Raw genomic sequence first — 18,870 nt, 5'->3', positions numbered from 1 at the left:
AATCTGCCGCCTTATAGGCCGACATCCCGCCCGCGTCAACCGAAAGCCCGGCGGGATCGGGCGGTGGGGCGAGGGCCTTGTCGGGTGTCGGATTTCTCCCGGCTATCGCGGCACTCGGGCGCGGCGTTAACCTTTCGGTAACGGGGCGGGCGGCCCGTCCCCGAGGCTGCGGGAGGGCGCGATGCGGCAAGTGGCTTGGGTCATGGCGGGGTGGCTCGCCTGTGTTTCGGGAACGGCCTCGATGGCGGCGACGAGCCCGCCGGCGCGGCCCAGTCCGCCTGAGATCACCTGGGACTGGTACAAGGCGGGCGAGACCTACCTGCGCTACAAGGTGCCCAATCCTGCCCTGTCGACGCGCTATTTCCGCAAGGCGGCCGAGCGCGGCAACGTCTCGGCCCAGTACAAGCTCGGCGAGCACTACGAGAACGGCGTCGGCGTCGCGAAGAACTACCGCGAGGCCTATCGCTGGTATCGGCGCGCCGCCGACGCGGGCGACCGCTATGCCGAATTCAAGGTCGGCTGGTTCCTGCAGAAGGGCATGGGCGTGCGCCATTCCTCGCGCGAGGCCGCGCGCTGGTATCAACGCGCCGCCGACCAGGGAAACCCCTGGGGCTACCATATGCTCGGCTTCATGCTGGCCGATGGCGAGGGCGTGCGCCGCGATCCGGCCAAGGCGCGGCGTTATCTGGAAATCTCGGTTCGCGAGACCGGCGATTCCTGGGCCAAGTGGAAGCTCGCCGAAATGCTGAAGAGCCGCGAGCCCGAGCGCGCCAAGGGCCTCTACAACGAGGCCGCCGCGCAGGGGAACACCGAGGCGCGGCGCGTTCTAGCCGCGATGCGATGACCTGAACCATGCCCTGCGATCGCGAGGGCGGAGCCGGGCGCGAAAGGGGCGAGCGCGAAAGCGCCGGGCGCGAGGCCGCGCCGGGGCGCGGGGCTAGCGGCACGGCCGGGCTTCCGGCTCCCGCCGCGCCGCTCGCGCTCAGCCGGCGCCATCTTCTTCTGGGAGCGGGCGCCCTGTTCACCCTGCCCACCGAACCTGCGCGCGCGCCCGAGCGAGCCTCGCTTCGGGCAGCGGCCGCGCGCGGCGGCCGGCGCTTCGGGGCGGCGGCGCGCAGCGAAGAGATCGCCGCCGAGCCGGACCTTGCCGAGGCGCTTCTGGCCGAATGCGACGCGCTGACCCCCGAAATCTCGCTGAAATGGGACGCGATCGAGCCCGAGCCGGGCCGCCGCGACTTCGCGCGCACCGACGCGCTCCTGCGCTTTGCGGCCGAGCATGGGCGCGCGCTCCACGGCCACACGCTGATCTGGCACCGCAGCGTTCCCGCCTGGGCGGAAGCGGCTTTGGCGGACGGCGCGGGCTGGGCGCCGGTGGCGGCGCATTTCGAGGCCGTCCTGTCGCGCTACGGCGCGGCGATCGAAACCTGGGACGTCGTGAACGAGCCGATCGACACGGGCCATCGCATGGACGGCCTGCGGGGCGGCACCTTTCTGCAAGCCTTCGGCGAGACCTATGTCGAGCGCGCCTTTCACGAGGCGCGCGCCCACGCCCCGAACGCGCGGCTCTTTCTCAACGAATACGGGCTCGACTACGACATTCCGGTGGAGAGCGACCGGCGCTATCTCTTCCTGAAGCTGGTGGAGCGGCTGATGCGAGCCGGCGCGCCGCTCGGCGGCATCGGCCTCCAGGGGCATCTCGACCTTCGAAAGGGGCCGTTCTCGGATGGGGTCTTCGATCGCTTCCTGCGCGAGATCGCCGGTTTCGGGCTCGAAATCCACATCACCGAACTCGACGTGCGCGAGCGCGAACTGAGCGCGCCGCCGGCGGTGCGCGACCGGCTGGTGGCCGAGATCACCAAGCGCTATCTCGACGTCGCGCTCGATTGCCCGTCCGTGCGGGCCGTGACGACCTGGGGGCTCTCGACGCGCCATTCCTGGCTCGCGATCGAACCCGAAGACCTCGAATTCTACTGGCGCCTCGTCGGCGAGGCGGGGCCCGGCCCCGGCTTCAACCGGGGCCTTCCCTATGATTCGGACATGCGCCCCGCGCCGATGCGCGAGGCGATTCTGTCGGCCTTCGAGCGTCGGCCGCTGGGGATCTGATCCTCACACCACCAGCCGCGAGCCCTGAAGCTCGCCGAGACTCGAGGCCGCGCGGTCGACGGGCTTGCGGGCCGAGGCGACCCATTCGATCAACTCGCCCATGCCCTCCTCGAAACCGCGCGTGGGCCGCAGGCCGAAATCGCGCTCCAGCTTGGAAATGTCGGCGAAGCAATGCCGGATGTCGCCGACGCGGTGCTGGCCGAGAACCTCCGGCCCGATGTTCTTGTGCAGGAGCCGGGCGAGCACGGCGGCGATCTCGCGCACCGTGACGGACTGGCCGGAGCCGACATTGTAGAAATCCCAGACCGCCTTGTCGCTGTCCAGCACGGTGGCGAAGGCGCGCGCGACGTCATGCACATGCACGAAGTCGCGCCGCTGGTCGCCATCCTCGAAGACCAGCGGCGGCTGGTCGTTCAGAAGGCGCGAGATGAAGATCGCGGCGACCCCGGTATAGGGATTGGAGAGCGCCTGACGCGATCCATAGGCGTTGAACAGGCGCAGCGCCACGGTGGGAATGCCGAGCGCCCGGCCGACGGACAGGAACATCTCCTCGTGGTCGCGCTTGTTGACGGCATAGATCGAGGCCGGCTGGAGCAGCTTGTCCTCCGGCGTCGGCAAGGGCGACAGGCGGTCGCCGCTCTCGTCGGTCAGCTCCCAGTCGTGGGCGGCGAGCTGGCCGTGGGGACGAAGCTGCGGGGCGACGGGGCCGCTCGAGCCCTGATAGGCGCCCTCGCCATAGATCGACATGGAGGAGGCGACCGCGATGCGCCGCACCGTGTGGGGCCGGCGCGACAGGGTTTCCAGCATGATCGCCGCCGTCATGACGTTGTTGCGGCAGTAGTCGACGATGTTCGTCATGGACTGGCCGACGCCGACCGAGGCGGCGAGATGGGCCAGATGCGTGACGCCCGACAGGGCGGCTTCGAACACGCCGTCGTCGAGAAGATCGCCCCGGATGCGCCGGGCTCGGCGGTCGAGATAGACGGGCCAGCCGTCGCTATCGAGCTCGGCGTCGGCATGGACCTGCGGTTTCAGGCAGTCCAGCACGCTCACCTCGAAATCGCGCTCGAGAAGCTGGTCGACGAGATGCGAGCCGATGAAGCCGGCGCCGCCGGTGACGAGTACATGACCTTTGGACATGGAGGGGGTTCCTTCGAAACGGGGGATCAGAGCGCGAGGCCGGGCACGGGGGCCTCGGCGTCGGCGGCGAGATTGCGATTGGCGGGGTGGGGCGGGGCGAGATCGGCGCCGAGCCGCACCGTGGCGGGCTGCGAGCCGGCGACGGCGCGCACCAGCTCGTGGTTGGCGTCGATCTTCACCGTGCGCTCCCAGACGAGCCCGCGATCGCGCAGGAACATCCAGAAACCGATGGCGAGCGGCACGAGCCACAGGAGCCACCAGACGACGAGCGAGGCCGGATTGACGCGAAGGAGATAGCGCAGCCGATCGGCCCGCTCGGGCAGGACGAGCGCGGCGCGCCGCCAGACCGAGCGGTAGATCGCGCCCAGCGTCAGCGCGAAGACCGCAAGGTTCACGGCGGCGAGACCGAGCGTCCAGGGCGGCACCGGACTGTCGCCCCAGCGCCAGGCGGCGAGCGCCCACAGGCCCATGGGCAGGCCGATCGCATGGGCCGAGAGCGACAGGCAGGGGCCGAAGTTCAGCCGTGCCCGAACGCGCTGCCAGGGCGTCATGCCCATGTCCTTCAGGGGCTGGGCGAGGCTCTGGAAGAAGCCGCAGACCCAGCGCTTGCGCTGCGTGATGCCGTGAGCGAGCGTCGAGGGCACTTCCTCGATCAAGGGATTCTCGATGATGCCGATGCGCTTGCCATTGGTCCAGAAGCGCATGCCGACCTCCGGGTCCTCGATCGTGATCCAGGGGTGGAAGCCGCCGAGCGCGACGAGGTCGGAGGCCCGGAAGAAGAGACCCTTGCCGAGCACCCAATAGGGCTGGCGCCCGCCGGCCGAGAGATGGGGATAGAGAAACCCGTCCCAGGCCATGTGGTCGAACGCGTGCCAGGAGGCGGGCATCGACGTCAGGAGATTGCCGGCGATGTTCTGCGCCTGGAGCACGTCGAAGTGCCGCATTCCCGCCGAGGCGGCGAGGAAGTGATCGGGCGGCGGGCAGGAATCGGCGTCGATATAGTTGACGAGGAAGTCTTCCTCGCCGGCCCGTTCCGCGGCCAGCTGGTAGAAGGCGTAGATCAGCTGGCGCGTCTTCTTGGGCGGCAGGGCTTTCACGCCCGCCCGCTTGCCCTTGTGCCACCAGTAGGCCTTGGGATTCTCGTCCCAGCTGTCCCACACGATCTGCCAGGACGGATCGCCGGTGGCGGGCACCTCGACGATCTGCAGGAAGGCGAACTCGCGGGCGAGCCGCCGCAGGCTTTCCACGGTGGCCGTGTCGCTGGCGTTGGGAATGGCGACGACGCGGTAGCGCGAGGCGGGATAGTCGATGCGGGCGAGCGACAGGAAGGTCGTCCGCATCGTGGATTCGAGTTCGCGCAGGACCGGATAGAAGAGCACGATCGTCGGGTGCTCTTCCGGCCGGCGCCCCTCAGCCTCGCGCGGGTCCACCCAGTCCACCGGCAAACGCAGGAAGAACAGGCCGAGCCCGAGCGAGAGGGCGTAAAGGATCTGGGACAGAAGGAAGGCGGACACGAGACCCGTGTCCGCATCCCCCGCCCACGCGAGCGTGTGCATGGGGCGACCTCCTTCCCGCTCAGCCGGCGTGGCCGTTGAGCCCGGCCTTGGCCGCCTTCGCCGCCGCGACGAGCGCGAGCGGGGGAAGGTCGCCGGGCCGGGGCTCGGGCAGGGCGCCGGCCGGCACCGGGGGCGATGCCGGGGCGGAGGCCGGAGAGGAGGGCAGAGAGGAGGGCGGTGAGAGGGGCCCTGGCGCGACCCCCTGGCGCAGATCCTCGACCGCGCGCCCGCGCACCGGCTGCGGCACGGCGAGGCGCGAGCGCCGTCCGATGCCGAAGGGCCGAAGGCCCGCCGCGCGCAGGGCGTCGGGCGGAAACAGATTGCGCAGGTCCACGAAGACATCGCCGCGCATCCGCTCCGCCACGCGGGACAGGTCGAGCGCTGCGAATTCCGGCCAGTCGGTGACGAGCAGCGCCGCGTCCGCGCCGTCGAGGCAGCTATAGGCGCTGTCGGCATAATCGGCGTCCGGCAGAACGGCGCGGGCCTGGCCCATGCCCTCGGGGTCGAAGATGCGAAGCCTTGCGCCCGCCGCCCGAAGCGCGGCGAGGATCGGCAGCGAGGGCGCCTGGCGCATGTCGTCGGTGCCCGCCTTGAAGGTGACGCCGAGCACGGCGAGCGTGCGGCCCCGCACGCCGCCCATCGCCTGGATCACGCGCCGGCCCATGGCGCGCTTGCGCCCGTCATTGGCGGCCACCGTGCTTTCCACGAGGCGCAGCTGCACGCCGTGGCTCTGGGCCGTGGCGAGGAGAGCCTCGGTGTCCTTGGGAAAGCAGGAGCCGCCGAAGCCCGGGCCGGGGCGCAGAAACGCCGCGCCGATGCGCCGGTCGAGACCGACGCCGAGCGACACTTCCTCGATATCGGCATCCGCCGCCTCGCAGAGATCGGCGATCTCGTTGATGAAGGCGATCTTGGCGGCCAGAAAGGCGTTGGCGGCGTATTTGATCATCTCCGCCGAGGCGCGCTCGGTGAAGACGAGCGGCGCGCCGCCATCCGTCAGTGGCCGATAGATCTCGGCCAGCGTGTCGCGGCCCCGGGGCGAGCCGGTGCCCACGACGATGCGGTCCGGCGCGTGGAAATCGGCGAGCGCCGATCCCTCGCGCAGGAATTCGGGGTTCGACACGACGTCGAACTCCAGTTCGGGCCGCACCTCGCGCAGGATGCGCTCCACCGCCTCGCCCGTGCCGACCGGGACGGTGGATTTCACGATCACCGCGAGCGGGCCGAGGCTGGCGCGCCCGATCGATTCGGCGACCGCGAAGACCGAGGACAGATCGGCCGAATGGTCGAGCGCGGACGGCGGCGTGCCGACCGCCACGAACACGGCGCGCGTGTCCGCCTGGATGGGCAGGGCGCCGCTGGCGAAGCCGAGGCGCTTTGCGGCGACCTCGGCCAGGACCAGCGCTTCGAGGCCCGGCTCGTAGATCGGCATCTCGCCGTTCTTCAGCCGGGCGATCTTGTTCGCATCCGTGTCGAAGCAGGTGACCTCGTGTCCGAGATCGGCGAGGCACGCGCCGGTGACGAGACCGACATAGCCGGTTCCAATGACGATGATCTTCATGACGCCATCACTCCCCCGGCGAGAGGGCGGGCGGCCGCGGCGAGCGCGGCCGGCGGGGCGAAGGGCTCGAACGCCGCCGCGACGCGCTCGCCGAAATGCGCGATCGTGCGCTCCAGCCCGGTGCGCAGCGGCACGGCGGGCTGCCAGCCGAGAAGCGCCCTGGCCTTGGCGATGTCGGGCCGGCGGCGGCGCGGGTCGTCCACCGGCAGCGGCCGGCGGACGATGCGCGAGCGCGAGCCGGTGAGCGCCACCACGAGATCGGCGAGCTCGTCCATCCGCGTTTCCACGGGATTGCCGAGATTGACCGGGCCGCCCGGGTCCTCGTCCAGCGCCATCAGCGCCAGGAAGCCGGCGATCAGATCGTCCACATAGCAGAAGGAGCGCGTCTGCGACCCGTCGCCATAGAGCGTGATGTCGTCCCCGCGCAGGGCCTGGACCACGAAGTTCGACACGACGCGCCCGTCGTCCGGGTGCATCCGGGGGCCGTAGGTGTTGAAGATGCGGGCCATGCGCAGGTCCAGGCCGGCGCGCGCGCACCCCTCGGTGAAGACGGCTTCGGCGAAGCGCTTGCCTTCGTCGTAGCAGGCGCGCGGGCCGACCGGATTGACGTGGCCGACATAGGTCTCGGGCTGGGGGTGGACGTCCGGGTCGCCATAGACCTCGGAGGTCGAGGCGTGGAAGACGCGCGCGCCGTCCTCGGTCGCGCGCTCCAGGACGCGCCGGGCGCCGTCCGCGCAGATGAACAGCGTGCGCACGGGATCGCGCTGGTAATGCGCGGGGGAGGCGGGGCAGGCGAGGTTCCAGATCTCGTCGAAGCGAGGCAGATCGCAGGGAAAGGGCAGGACGACGTCCTGCTCGACCAGCGTGAAGCGATTGGTCGCCACGAAGCGGCGCAGATTGTCCGGGCTGCCCGTGGCGAAATTGTCGAGGCACACGACATGGTGGCCCTGCGCCAGGAGCGCCTGGCACAGATGCGAGCCGAGGAAACCGGCACCGCCGGTCACGGCGATGCTTTTGCCGGAGGGGATCTTCGGCACGAGGGGAGCCGGCAGGGCCGGCCAGGGATGATGTTTCATGATGAACCGCCGACGTTTTGAGGAAGGACCGTCAGGAGTTTCCTGACTTTTACTTCAAATGACGGACCGTTCCCGGAATATCCGGGGCTAAGGGCCAGTCAAACGCCGCAATCGTTCACGAATTACTGGCATAGGACCCGAGCCCACGCAAGCCTGGCGCAAGGTCCGAAACGAATGGCTCGCGGACGGGTCGTTGAACGCGCGTTCTGCGGGTGGAGGAGAGGTCTTCGCGGGTGTCCGACACCGCTCGGCCCCTCCGATTTCCCGTATGTCAGCTCAAGGCAACGGGTGAGGCGGACGAGGCTGCGGGGCGCGCGGCCCGGCCCGATAGGCGGCCTGTCCGGCAGATGGGTTCGGCGGTCGCGAGCACTGGAACTGTACGGATTTGACCAACAACCCAGGCGTTATTTCCGGGAACGTAGCGGAAGGCCGAAATCTTCATCAGGCAAAAGAAAATTACCAACCCAAGAAAAACGCAGAAACTTGATATTTGTTGAAATGTAGATGATCATGGCGACGAGGTGCGGGAAATTTGTACGAGGAATTAGCGTATTGTGTCGGGTATTTTCCGACACGATAGCAGTCTTGGAAGAATAGGAGGGGTTATGTGCCTCGTCTTGCTCGTTAGCGACGAGCCTTGTTTCGTGGCGGGTTTCATCAACGTCCTGGAACGGCAAGGCGAACCGGATCTCGCCATCCAAGCCTGCGTCACCGATCTGGCGGGCGCGGCCGACGCCGTGCGGATTTCGCAGGCGGATGTCGTGGCGCTCGACACCGCGATGGTGGACCTGAACCATGAGGCCATCGCCGCCGTGCAGCGCGCCTTGAACGGTCGTTCACGGCTCCTGCTGCTCGGCCATACGCGCGAGCGGGAGGTGGTGGAGGCCGCCTTCGCGGCGGGCGCGCGGGGCTTCATCCTCAAATCCGCCGCCGAGGGCGCGCTTCTGGACGCCATCCGGCGCGTCGCGCGGGGCGAGACCTATCTCGATCCCCGGCTCGTGCCGATCATGGCGACGCCGGTGGCCGCGCGCTTCGACAACGCGGTCTTCGCGCCCTTCGCCGGATCGCCCAGCCGCGTGTCGGCGCGCGAGATGTCGGTCCTGCGCCGCACCGCCTATGGCTACAGCGCCAAGGAGATCGCGCGCGATCTCGACATCAGCCAGAAGTCGGTCGAGACCTACAAGGCGCGCGCCATCGCCAAGCTGGGCCTCGCTTCGCGCTCCGACATCATCCGCTATGCGCATCGGGCCGGCTGGTTCAACTCGATCGCCGAGTTCGAGGCGCGCGAGCAGCCCCGGCCAAACTGACAGCGCCCTCCGTTCGCCCATCTGCGCCGGGCTCTTTGCGCCCGACGGTGACCTCCGCTCGGCTGAAAACGCAGCGCCCGCGCGCGGCGCGGTTGGCGCGTCCTCGAGGCTGACCGAAGAGCCAAGGCGCGCCCGGCTTCGACCGGATGTCCTCCAGCGCCTTTCCGTCGAACAGAGCTTCGCCAGGCAGGCTCCGGGATGTCTGTCTTCGCATGGTCCGGGCGCGAAAGCCGACTTGGGCTCTCGCTGGACATGCTCTAGCGCCCACGCGCGCCCGAGCGGAGCGCAGCTTCGAGGCGCGGCAGGAAATTCCACAGATCACGGTTCAATTCGTTCATCGCCCGGATTTCGGCGCGGATCGCCTCGATCCGCTCGCCGTCCATCGGTTTGGCCGCGCCGAAGCGCAGGCCCTTGGCCCGGTCCTCCAGCCGCATCGCGTGCGTGTGGGTGATCCGGCCCGCCTCGTCCACCGTGAACATGGCGTGGAGGAGGTCGTTGCGCATGCGCGTGCCCGTCTCGAAACGCGCCAGGAGGCGTTTCAACTCGCCCGCCAGCGCCCGATCGGCGAGTTTCACGCGCGCCAGCCTCTGCACGAGATCGACCCGCGCGCGGCTGGTGTTGAGCGTGCCGAACACGATCAGCGCCGCGTCGCGGTCGCAGCGCAGAAGCAGCATGATGAAATAGGCGAGAAGGCTCTCGTTGTTCGACCAGCTGAAGGACAGGTGGCCGATCATGGCGAAGACGTCGCCGCGCGCGGCGGTCGCCGCCTCCTCGCGCGCCGCCGCCTCGATCGCCTCGAAATCCGGCGTCGGGGGCAAACGGGTCTGCGGCTTCATGGCGGCCTCCCTTCGCGGGTCCTTCAAGGTCCATAACAGCCTCTTCACCATGCGCCTCGAACGGGGCGCCGCCTAGCGCCGGGTTCGGCGAGGGGCGCGGGCCTCGGTCTTCCCGACGGAATTCTCCCGACGTTCGGGAGGGTTCTTCCCCGCAAGACAAAGCGCCGATCTTCCGCGATGTTAATTTTGTCTTAACCAGTCGAAAGCGCTGGCAAGACCCTGAGGGACAAGCATCCTTCCCCGAAAGACTGGCCAAGTGGCGTCGCGTCGCCTGGCTTCTTGTTGCGTAACCTTTCTGCCGACGCTTCGGATCGCCGCAATCGTACCGAGCCGGCGCGCGGAAAGAGCGAACCCAACCCATCAAAATCGCCAGTCGGATGTCCGTCTCCCGCAGAAGAGGAGCGACGGCGGCTGTCTCGAACCCAACGGGAGAATGAAATGAGCGTCGATCGCAACACCACCGCCATGGCCGGTTCCGTCGCGGAAGCCTTCGTCAATTCGTCGAACTACGAGAACCAGAACAACGACCAGTCGGCCGACGGTTCGGTCGTGAAGAGCGACCTGTCCGACAACAGCAAGACGGACTCGTTCAACGACAATTCGAACCACTCGAACCAGGGCAACGACCAGAGCACCAACACCGACGCCAGCGCGGACAATTCCGGCAACGACAATTCCAACCGATCCAATCAGGGTAACGACTACAGCCGCGTCGACGACTCCGGCAACGACAACTCCAATCGTTCGAACCAGGGCAACGATTACAGCCGCGTCGATGATTCGGGTAACGACAATTCGACATCCTTGGCGGTTGGCGATATCGCCGACAACGGAAACAACAAGAGTACCAATAACTCAAACAATGACAATTCGGACAATTCTGATAATTCGAACAACTCCGACAACGCGAACAATTCGAATCAGAATAACGATTACAGCGACAATCGCACAACCGACTCGAACGACGACAACAGCACCTACGCTTCGGACTCGAGCACACACAACTCGAACAACGACGCCAGCACGGACATCTCGCTAACCGACTCGCTGAACGACTACAGCTCCAGCGTCGAGGACTCGTTCAATTCCGACGACGACCTGATCGACGTGGCGGGCCTGTGCAACACGCTCGACGGCATCATCGGGCAGGCGGGCGGCGACGCGATGAACGCCGATGGCGGACAGGCCTTGCTTGGAAACGGCAACGTCTTCTCGATCCAGCAGATCGCGACGCTGAACGACGGCGACTGGCTCAACCAGCCGAGCACCAGCCTGCAGATGCAGAACGGCAGCGGCGCCTTCTCGATGAACGCCTCGGATCTCTACGGCGGCACGGCGAACGCCACGCATAACGGGGACCTTCAGGCCGGCAACAGCTCGACCCTTTCGGCGGGCAACAGCGCGGCCTCCGGCATCTCGGCCGGCCACGAGGCCCTCAACATGGACATCTCGATGGGCGCCAACATCCAGTTCACCAGCGTCGACATGGCCGTGGTGGGCGGCGACGCGGGCGGCGCGGATTTCGGCGACGCGTAAATCTCCAGCCGGGAGCGCTCGTCCCCTCGGGCGCTCCCTTCCTTGGGCTCGCGTCGTCTCCAAAGGAGCGGCGTGAGCCCTTTTTCCTCCCGATCAAGGTTTCGAAAGGGGCGATCCGATGCTCATGATCGAGGCCCAGGAAACCATCGCCCGCTTCATCGGCCTGTTCCGCGTCACCGAGACCGACGCCGGACTGCACGCCCGACTGTTCGCCGGCACCCCGCATCTGGCCAAGGTCCATCCCCGGACCCATGCCGAGGACGACCCGCCCGCAAGAGGGCCGGCCCTGTCGGCTCCGGTCATCGATCCCGACATTCGCCTCGCGAACGATCGCTTCGAGATCGAGGACGTGGCGAGCCGGCGCCTGCCCCCGCCCCATGTGGACCTCGCGATCGACCCTTTGCCGCTTTCCCATTTCCGCGCGCCGGGCGAGGTCGCCATCCCTGCGAGTTCGGCGGGCTGGGAGACGATGCGGCCGGACCCGGACGCGCTGTTCCTCTACCGCACCGTCCCGTCCGACTCGCTCTTTGCGATCCACGAGCAGATCGGCCTTCTCGACGATCGCGACACGCTGATCCTCGATCCCGACGCCGATCCGCTTCTCGTCGTGGCCGAGGTCACGCAGCAGTTCGAGGCGATGCTCGGCGCGGCGCGCGACTTTCAGCACCTGCCCGGCATCCCCCACACGCCCGCCGACCTGAAGGGCCTTCTCGAGCGCGAAGCGACACAGGAGGGCGCGGAGCCTTCCGCTGCCGGCGCACCGAGCGGCCACGAGGGGATTTTCGTCGACGGCGAGAAAGTGGACAGCGCCCCCGATCTCGGCAAGCTCGTCGAGGAGGCGAGGCAGGCGCCCGACATCGGCGAGGACCAGCCGCTTCTCCAGATGGGCGGCAACCTGTCGGCCAACCAGGCGGCGCTTCTCAATGTCGGGCATCTGGGCGCCGTCACCGTGGTCGAGGGCGACTGGTTCGAGGTCAATTCCATCCGCCAGCTCAACATCCATGCCGACCGCGACGGCGTCGAGGGGCTGGGGGACGCGGTGAGTGCCGCGATCGGCGACACGACGCGCAGCCTCAACATCGCGAGCTTCGAGCGCATCGACCGCACGCCCGAGGGCCGCCCCGCCTTCGACCCGCGCGACAGCCTGCCGACGCGCTACAAGGTGGACGTGATCGAGGGCAATCTGGAGATCGCCAATTTCCTGCGTCAGGTGAAGCTGACGCTGGACGGCGATCAGGTCGTGCTTTCGGCCATGGAATCCACCGTGCGCGCCTCGACCGGGGGCAACGAGAGCCTCAACGTCGCCTCGCTCTCCAAGCTCCTCGGCGCCTACGATCTCGTGATCGTCGGCGGCAGCGTCTATGAGGGCAATTTCATCCAGCAGATCAACGTCCTGAACGACAGCGACCGGATCGTCTCGGACGCGAGCGGGACGGGCGGCTCGGTCTCGACCTCCGGCAATCTTCTCGCCAACAACGCCTCGATCACCAATGTCGGCGGCCTCGCCGACTTCACCGGCTTCTCGCCCGAGATGCGCGCGCTCGTCTCGGCCTTCGAGGATCGGCTGGCCGGCGGCGACCCGAGCCTTGGCGCCGATCTCGCCTTTCTGGCCGGGCGCAACATCAAGGTTCTCTACATTTCCGGCGACGTGATCGAGACCAACGTCATCTCGCAGATCAACCTCATGGACGATGCCGACACGCTGCGCATGGCCGACGGCAGCCTGGCGCGGCTCGCCAACGCCATCGCGCCGGACGCGCAATGGACGGTGACGACGGGCGGCAACACGCTCCTCAACGAAGCCCGGATCGTCGATGCGGACGACGCCGGCCATGTCCGCTTCCTGGGCGGCGAATATTATTCGGGCTCCATGCTGCTCCAGGCCGAGCTCGTCGCGAGCGGGCCGGACATCCAGACCTTCGACACCGGCACGCTCGCGCCCGAGCTGATCGCCTTCGTCTCCGACATCCATGGCGACGGGGTGAGCCCCCTGTCCGACGCGCTCGCCCATTCCGCGGCGAGCCTCGGCCACGACGCGCCGGCTGACGGCGTGGCGGGCATCCTGGCCTGACCGGCCCGCCTATCCAGCACAACAAGAAGACCATTCGAGGGGAACCACGCAATGAACGAGGACAAGCCGACCCCGCGCCTCAGCGACCCCGAACGGGACGCGCGCGAGCGGGAAATCTTCGCGTCCATGGAAGCCGCCGTCAGCGCCATGCGGGCCGAGGGGGAGAGCAGGCCGGTTGCCCCGGCCACCCCGGCCACGCCTGCCCCAGCCCTTCCGGCCGCGCCTGCCCCGGCCATCCCGGCTTCGTTCGCCCCGCCCGCGCCCGACACGGCATCCCGGTCGGCCGAGCCCGCGTCGCGCGCGCCCCTTGCCGCACCGATGGTCGAGTTGCGGGGAGCCGAGCGCCCGGCGCCTCAGGCGGCACCCGGCCCGCAAGTCGCTGCCCCGCAAGTCGCCGTGCCGCAAGCGGCCCCGCCTCAGCCCGCCCCGCCTCAGCCGGCCGTGCCTCAGCCCTCTATGGCGCAGGCCGCTGCCGCCGCGCCCCAGCCCAGCGTCGCCAACGAGCCCGGCCGCGTCGCCCCGCCGCTGCGCGGCACGGTGATCGAGGGCGAGGCGGGCGGGCCGCTTCTGCCCGAGGCGCGCCCGGCGGCCAACGACGCGGGCTCGCAGATCACCCGCAAGAGCCAGCAGGTGAACTTCCGCGTCGCGCTGGAACAGACCAAGGCGCGCGTCCGGCGCAACATCGCCTGGGTGTTCGCCTTCACCATCCTCATCAACATTCTCGTGCTGGCGGTGCCGATCTACCTTTTCCAGATCTCGGACCGCGTTCTGACCTCGCGCTCGCTCGACACGCTGGTGATGCTGACCCTGATCGTGGTGGGCGCGATCGTCGGGCAGGTGGTGCTCGATCTCATCCGCCGCACCATCCTGATGCGCACGGCGGTGGAGGTGGAAACGCGCCTCGGCTCGCCCATCCTCTCGGCCGCCTCGCGCTCGGCCCTGTCGGGCTCGGGCAAGGACTACCAAATCTTGGCCGACCTTCAGCATATCCGCGCCTTTCTGACCGGATCGACGCTGCTCGCCATGCTGGACGCGCCGCTCGCCCCGCTCTTTATCGTCGCGGTCTGGCTGGTGCATGCCCATCTCGGCGCCATCGTCATCGTCTCGGTCGCGGTGCTGCTCGTCGTCGCCTTCTTCAACAAGCGCGCGACGGCGGTTCACTTCGCCGAAGCCAGCGGCCACAACGCGCGCTCCAACCTCACGCTCGACGCCCTGTCGCGCAACGCGCAGATCATCAACGCGCTCGGCATGATCCCGGAGGCGGTACGACTTTGGGGCAAGGACAACGCGGCCTCCTTGCGCTCGCAGGTCGCGGCGCAGGACCGCAACGTCTTCTTCTCCTCCGTCTCCAAGGCGCTGCGCCTCTTCGCGCAGGTCGCGATGCTCGGCTGGGGCGCCTATCTCTCGCTGGAAGGCCAGCTGACGGGCGGCATGGTGATCGCCTCCTCGATCATCGCGAGCCGCGCGCTCGCCCCGGTGGAGGGCACGATCGAGGGCTGGCGCACCTATATCCAGTCGCGCGCCGCCTATGGCCGAATCTCGCATCTCCTTCTCAACTCGCCACTCAACGTGGAGCGCCTGCGCCTGCCGCGCCCGCAGGGGCGGCTCGACGTCGACCGCGTCCTCTACGTGCCGCCGCCCAACAAGAAGGTGATCCTCAACGGCATTTCCTTCTCGCTGAAGCCCGGCGAGGCGCTCGGCATCATCGGCTCGTCGGGCGCGGGCAAGTCCACGATCGGGCGGATGCTGGTCGGCTCCATCATGCCGACCGCCGGCAATGTCCGGCTCGACCTCATGGACCTCAAGAACTGGGACCCGCGCCAGCTCGGCGAGAGCATCGGCTACCTGCCGCAGGATGTGCAGCTCTTCCCGGCCTCCATCAAGGTCAACATCGCCCGGATGCGCGAGGACGCGGCCGACGAGGACGTTTTCGAGGCGGCCATGCTCGCCGACATCCACGAACTCGTCGCCTCCTTCCCGCAGGGCTACGAGACGGTCATCGCCGCCGACGGCGCGCCGCTCTCGGGCGGGCAGAAGCAGCGCATCGGCCTGGCGCGCGCCTTCTTCGGCAATCCGCGCCTCGTGGTGCTGGACGAGCCCAATTCCAATCTCGACACGGATGGCGAGCGCGCGCTCGCCCTCGCCATGACCAAGGCCAAGAGCAACGGCACCACCGTCGTCGCCATCACGCAGCGCCATTCGCTGCTGCGCTGCGTCGACCGGATCATGGTCATGGACAAGGGCGCGATCTCGGCCATCGGCGAGCGCAGCCAGATCCTCGCGATGATCGCCGGCCAGACGGCGGGCGAAAGCAATGTTCCGGCCCAGAGGAGGGTGCCATGAGCGTCGTCGGCGGACCTTCGCACCGGGGCGAGGCGATCGAGGAATGGTATGTCGGCGTGCCGCGCTCCATCCGGGGCACGGTGATCGGCGGGCTGGTTCTCTCCGTCGCCGTGTTCGCGGGCTTCGGCACCTGGGCGAGCACCGCGCAGCTCGCCGCAGCCGTCGTCTCGCACGGCACCTTCGTCGCCACCGGCAAGAACAAGCAGGTGCAGCATTTCGAGGGCGGCATCATCCGCGCCATTCTCGTGGAGGAGGGCGACCGGGTCGAGAAGGGCCAGCCGCTGGTGACGCTGGACGAGACGGCGGCGCGCACCAATGTGCGCCGGCTTCTCCTGCGCCTTGCCAGCTACCGCGCCCGCTCCATCCGCCTTCAGGCGCTGATCGCGGGGCGCGACGCGCTCGATTTCGGCGCGATCGAGGTGGACGGCGAGGACCGCCGCGAGGCCGACCGCATCTTCGAGGGGCAGCGCAACGTCTTTGCCGCCGCGCGCCGGGCGCTGGAGGGGCAGGTCGCGGTGCTCTCGCGCAACCAGGATTCGCTGCGCCGGCGCATGGAGGGCTCGCAGGCCCAGAAGCAGGCGGTGGAGCGCCAGGGCGGGCTGATCCGGCAGGAACTCGCCGCCAAGACGATCCTCTTCAAGCAGGGGCTCTACCGTCGGTCCGATCTCTTCACCGTGGAGCGCGCGGCGGCCGAGGCCGAGGGCGCGCTCGGGCGGATTGAAGGCGAACTCGGCGACATGCGCTCGCAGATCGCCCGGCTCGACGGGCAGATCGCCCAGGCACGCCAGGAGGTCCAGCAAGGGGCGACGCAGGAGCTTCAGGGCATCGAGGCCGACATGGACGACATGCGCGAGCAGCTTCTGGCCGCCCAGAGCGTTCTCGGCCGCACCGAGGTGCGCGCGCCGGTGTCCGGCACGCTCGTCAAGCTCAACTACCACACGCCCGGCGGCGTCGTGGAAAGCGGCCGTCAGATCGCCGAAATCCTGCCGCGCGACGAAAAGCTGGTGATCGAGACCCTGATCAATCCGACCGACATCAACGGCGTGCATCAGGGCCAGGAGGCGGGCGTGCGCCTCACCAGCTTCAACCAGCGCACCACGCCGCAGATGCGCGGCCACGTCACCTATGTCTCGGCCGACACGGTGCCCGACCCGCGCCCGGGCCGGATGGGCGATGTCTATGTGGTGCGCGTCACCCTGTCCGAGCATGAGGTGGAGCGCGTGCCCGGCCTTCGCATCAATCCGGGCATGCCGGCCGACATCTTCGTGGAGACGTCGCACCGCACCTTCCTGAACTATCTCGTGAAGCCCGTGCGCGACAGCATGAACCGCGCCTTCCTCGAGCGTTGAACGTGACGCCTCAGTCCCGCGCGCCGGCGGACGGCGTGCGGGCGACCCAGATGGCGAAGCTCAGGAGATAGGCATAGGCGCCGAACTCCATCGTCTCCTCCATTTCCTGATGCAAGAAATGCTCGGCCGCTTCCGCAAGGCCGAGAAGCAGCGCGGCGACGCCGACCGGCCAGACCCAGGCGAGATTGCGAGGGTCGAGAAAGCTGCGCCAGCGCGGCCGCTTGAGGAGCGCGAGCAGGCCGGCGGCAAGGATCGCCGCGCCCGAAAGCGGGAGCTTCGCCGTGCGCGGCAGGCACAGGCCCTGGTCGTAGAAGGCGCTTTCGCAGGCGGGGATTTCGCGCTGCAGGGCCAGAAGCGACAGAAGCGCCATGGACACGCAGAAGAGCGCCTTGGCATCGGCCGCCCGCCGATAGGCCGCCAGAAAGACGGCGGTTCCCATCACCAGAAGCCAGGCCTGCGCGACCTCGATCGTGCCGTTCTCGGCGAAGAGCGAGGCCGAAAGCCGCAACAGGCCATGGCCGAGAAGCGGGGACAGAAGGCCGATCAGACAGGCGGAACTCAACCAGGGAAGCGGCGCGGGGCGGGGCGTTCCGGGCCAGGAGGGAAGGGCGCTCCGGGCAATAGGCATAGGCGGTACTCTGATGCGATGCCGCGCCGACGCGGCGACGCGTCGGCGTGATCCAGAGCATTCAGTATGTCAGGCTGATTATCGCGTCCAGCATCCGGTGATTAGCCGGACGCGTCTCCTTGTCGGTGGTGGCGACCCGGCTACCTCGCTCGTTTCGATCCTGCATCGCGGCAAAAGCCCCGCGACATCCGCCTTCGCCCATGCGAGGGTCGGCGCCGAAACAGGAGGCGGGATGCGGGAATGAGCGGGGGCGAGGAAGCCGGGCGGGAGCCGGGCGCGCTGACGGCACCGACCTTGAGCGACGTCGCGCGGGCCGCCGGCGTCAGCCTCGCCACGGCCGATCGCGTGCTCAATCGCCGCCCGGGCGTGCGCCTCGCCACGGTCGAGAAGGTCGAGGCGGCCATGGCGGCGCTGCGTTTCGAGCGCCATCCGGGCGCGGCGGCGCTCGCCCGCCGGGCGCGCTTTCGCGTCGCCGCCCTGCTGCCGCGCGGCGGCAATCCCTTCATGCAGACCCTTCGGAGCGAGCTGGAGCGCGCCGCGCGCCGGCCCGCCGCCCGCGCGCTCGATCTCGACATTGCCGAGGTCGATACGTTCGACCCCGCGAGCCTGGCCGCCGAGATCGGCCGCGCGGCCGAGGCGCGGGATGCGGTTCTCGCCGTCGGCCTCGACCATCCCGCCGTCGCCGAGGCGATCGATGCGGCCGGCGCGCGCGGCGTGCCCGTGGTCACGCTCGTGTCCGACGTGCCGGGCGCGGCGCGCGCGCATTATGTCGGCATCGACAACCGCGCGGCGGGCCGGGTCGCCGCCGCGCTCGCCGGGCGCTTCAGCGGCTTGGCCCCGGGCTCGCTCGCCGTGCTTCTGGGCGCGCGGGCCTTGCGCGACCATCACGACCGGCTGGACGGGTTTCAGGAAGTGCTCGCCGCCCGCTTTCCGCATCTGACGCTCGCAACGGTGATGGAAGGGCAGGACGACCCGGCCCTCACGCAGGAGGTCGTGCGCCGCTTCCTGCGCCGCGCCGCGCCCCCGACGGCGATCTACAGCGCGGGCGCCGGCAATGCCGGCCTCGTCGCGGCGCTCGCCGAATTCGATCTGCGCCCGCTCGTCATCGCGCACGAGCTGACGTCGGAGACGCGCCCGCTCATCGAAAGCGGCGCGATCGACGCGCTGATCGTGCAGGACCCCGGCCACGAGGCGCGCTCGGCGCTGCGCGCCGTTTCCGCCGCGCTGACGGGAACCCGGCTCGACGAGGCGCAGGAGCGCATCCGCATCGAAATCCTTTTGAAGGACAACCTGCCGTGACGGGCGGCGGCCCCGCGCGGGATTGCACGGTGCGGGCTTTTTGAGGTACGTAGCTCAAACAACGAGGC

General features: G+C 68.8%; 13 protein-coding genes and 1 pseudogene. 8 read left to right on the top strand and 6 right to left on the bottom strand.

Annotated elements, in window-relative coordinates; genetic code table 11:
- The first annotated feature begins 181 nt into the window (after positions 1-181).
- Both B146_RS25470 and B146_RS0108250 read left to right on the top strand, forming a co-directional pair.
- Positions 182-844, top strand: coding sequence for a tetratricopeptide repeat protein (locus tag B146_RS25470; RefSeq protein WP_081630941.1), 663 nt, complete (start codon positions 182-184; stop codon positions 842-844).
- An 8-nt stretch (positions 845-852) separates the two neighbouring features.
- Positions 853-2,103: an endo-1,4-beta-xylanase gene (locus tag B146_RS0108250; protein ID WP_019995957.1), complete on the top strand. Its 1,251-nt coding sequence runs from the start codon at positions 853-855 to the stop codon at positions 2,101-2,103.
- A 3-nt stretch (positions 2,104-2,106) separates the two neighbouring features.
- Here B146_RS0108250 and B146_RS0108245 read toward each other — a convergent pair whose 3' ends face one another.
- The 4 genes and pseudogenes from B146_RS0108245 to B146_RS0108230 all read right to left on the bottom strand — a co-directional run bounded on the left by B146_RS0108245 (position 2,107) and on the right by B146_RS0108230 (position 7,433).
- On the bottom strand, positions 2,107-3,243 hold the full coding sequence (locus tag B146_RS0108245) for an NAD-dependent epimerase/dehydratase family protein (protein WP_019995956.1): 1,137 nt from the start codon (positions 3,241-3,243) through the stop codon (positions 2,107-2,109).
- A gap of 26 nt (positions 3,244-3,269) precedes the next feature.
- Positions 3,270-4,799 (bottom strand): glycosyltransferase family 2 protein, encoded by a 1,530-nt coding sequence (locus tag B146_RS0108240; protein ID WP_019995955.1) that lies wholly within the window; start codon positions 4,797-4,799, stop codon positions 3,270-3,272.
- Positions 4,800-5,046: 247 nt separating this feature from the next.
- Positions 5,047-6,357 (bottom strand): annotated as a pseudogene (locus tag B146_RS0108235) (UDP-glucose dehydrogenase family protein); the annotation flags it as partial.
- On the bottom strand, positions 6,354-7,433 hold the full coding sequence (locus tag B146_RS0108230; protein ID WP_019995953.1) for a UDP-glucuronic acid decarboxylase family protein: 1,080 nt from the start codon (positions 7,431-7,433) through the stop codon (positions 6,354-6,356). The pseudogene B146_RS0108235 and the gene B146_RS0108230, both read right to left, overlap by 4 nt.
- 605 nt (positions 7,434-8,038) lie before the next feature.
- Here B146_RS0108230 and B146_RS27660 point away from each other — a divergent pair.
- Positions 8,039-8,740, top strand: a complete 702-nt coding sequence (locus B146_RS27660) for a response regulator transcription factor (RefSeq protein WP_019995952.1) — start codon at positions 8,039-8,041, stop codon at positions 8,738-8,740.
- Between the two features lie 257 nt (positions 8,741-8,997).
- On the opposite strand, the gene B146_RS0108220 is transcribed toward B146_RS27660, so the two are convergent.
- On the bottom strand, positions 8,998-9,576 hold the full coding sequence (locus B146_RS0108220; protein ID WP_019995951.1) for a hypothetical protein: 579 nt from the start codon (positions 9,574-9,576) through the stop codon (positions 8,998-9,000).
- Positions 9,577-10,014: 438 nt separating this feature from the next.
- On the opposite strand from B146_RS0108220, the gene B146_RS27655 reads away from it, so the two are divergent.
- The 4 genes from B146_RS27655 to B146_RS0108200 all read left to right on the top strand — a co-directional run bounded on the left by B146_RS27655 (position 10,015) and on the right by B146_RS0108200 (position 16,875).
- Complete coding sequence (locus tag B146_RS27655) at positions 10,015-11,112, top strand: hypothetical protein (RefSeq protein ID WP_019995950.1); 1,098 nt, start codon at positions 10,015-10,017, stop codon at positions 11,110-11,112.
- A 118-nt stretch (positions 11,113-11,230) separates the two neighbouring features.
- On the top strand, positions 11,231-13,183 hold the full coding sequence (locus B146_RS0108210) for a hypothetical protein (RefSeq protein WP_019995949.1): 1,953 nt from the start codon (positions 11,231-11,233) through the stop codon (positions 13,181-13,183).
- A gap of 456 nt (positions 13,184-13,639) precedes the next feature.
- A complete protein-coding gene (locus tag B146_RS0108205; RefSeq protein WP_019995948.1) occupies positions 13,640-15,526 on the top strand; it encodes a type I secretion system permease/ATPase in 1,887 nt (628 codons plus the stop codon).
- Positions 15,523-16,875, top strand: a complete 1,353-nt coding sequence (locus tag B146_RS0108200; RefSeq protein ID WP_019995947.1) for an HlyD family type I secretion periplasmic adaptor subunit — start codon at positions 15,523-15,525, stop codon at positions 16,873-16,875. Before B146_RS0108205 ends, B146_RS0108200 begins: the two co-directional genes overlap by 4 nt.
- A 10-nt stretch (positions 16,876-16,885) precedes the next feature.
- Here the strand turns inward: B146_RS0108200 and B146_RS0108195 are convergent, their stop codons facing one another.
- Entirely contained in the window at positions 16,886-17,437 is a 552-nt protein-coding gene (locus tag B146_RS0108195; protein ID WP_019995946.1) for a hypothetical protein, read from the bottom strand.
- Between the two features lie 306 nt (positions 17,438-17,743).
- Between B146_RS0108195 and B146_RS0108190 the strand changes: the two genes are divergently transcribed.
- Positions 17,744-18,802, top strand: coding sequence for a LacI family DNA-binding transcriptional regulator (locus tag B146_RS0108190; protein WP_019995945.1), 1,059 nt, complete (start codon positions 17,744-17,746; stop codon positions 18,800-18,802).
- The last annotated feature ends 68 nt before the right edge of the window (positions 18,803-18,870 follow it).

This window comes from Aureimonas ureilytica DSM 18598 = NBRC 106430, from assembly GCF_000382705.1.
Classification (GTDB): Bacteria; Pseudomonadota; Alphaproteobacteria; order Rhizobiales; family Rhizobiaceae; genus Aureimonas; species Aureimonas ureilytica.
Note: the sequence above shows the minus strand (reverse complement) of the source record. Positions and strands in the feature narration are given on the sequence as shown.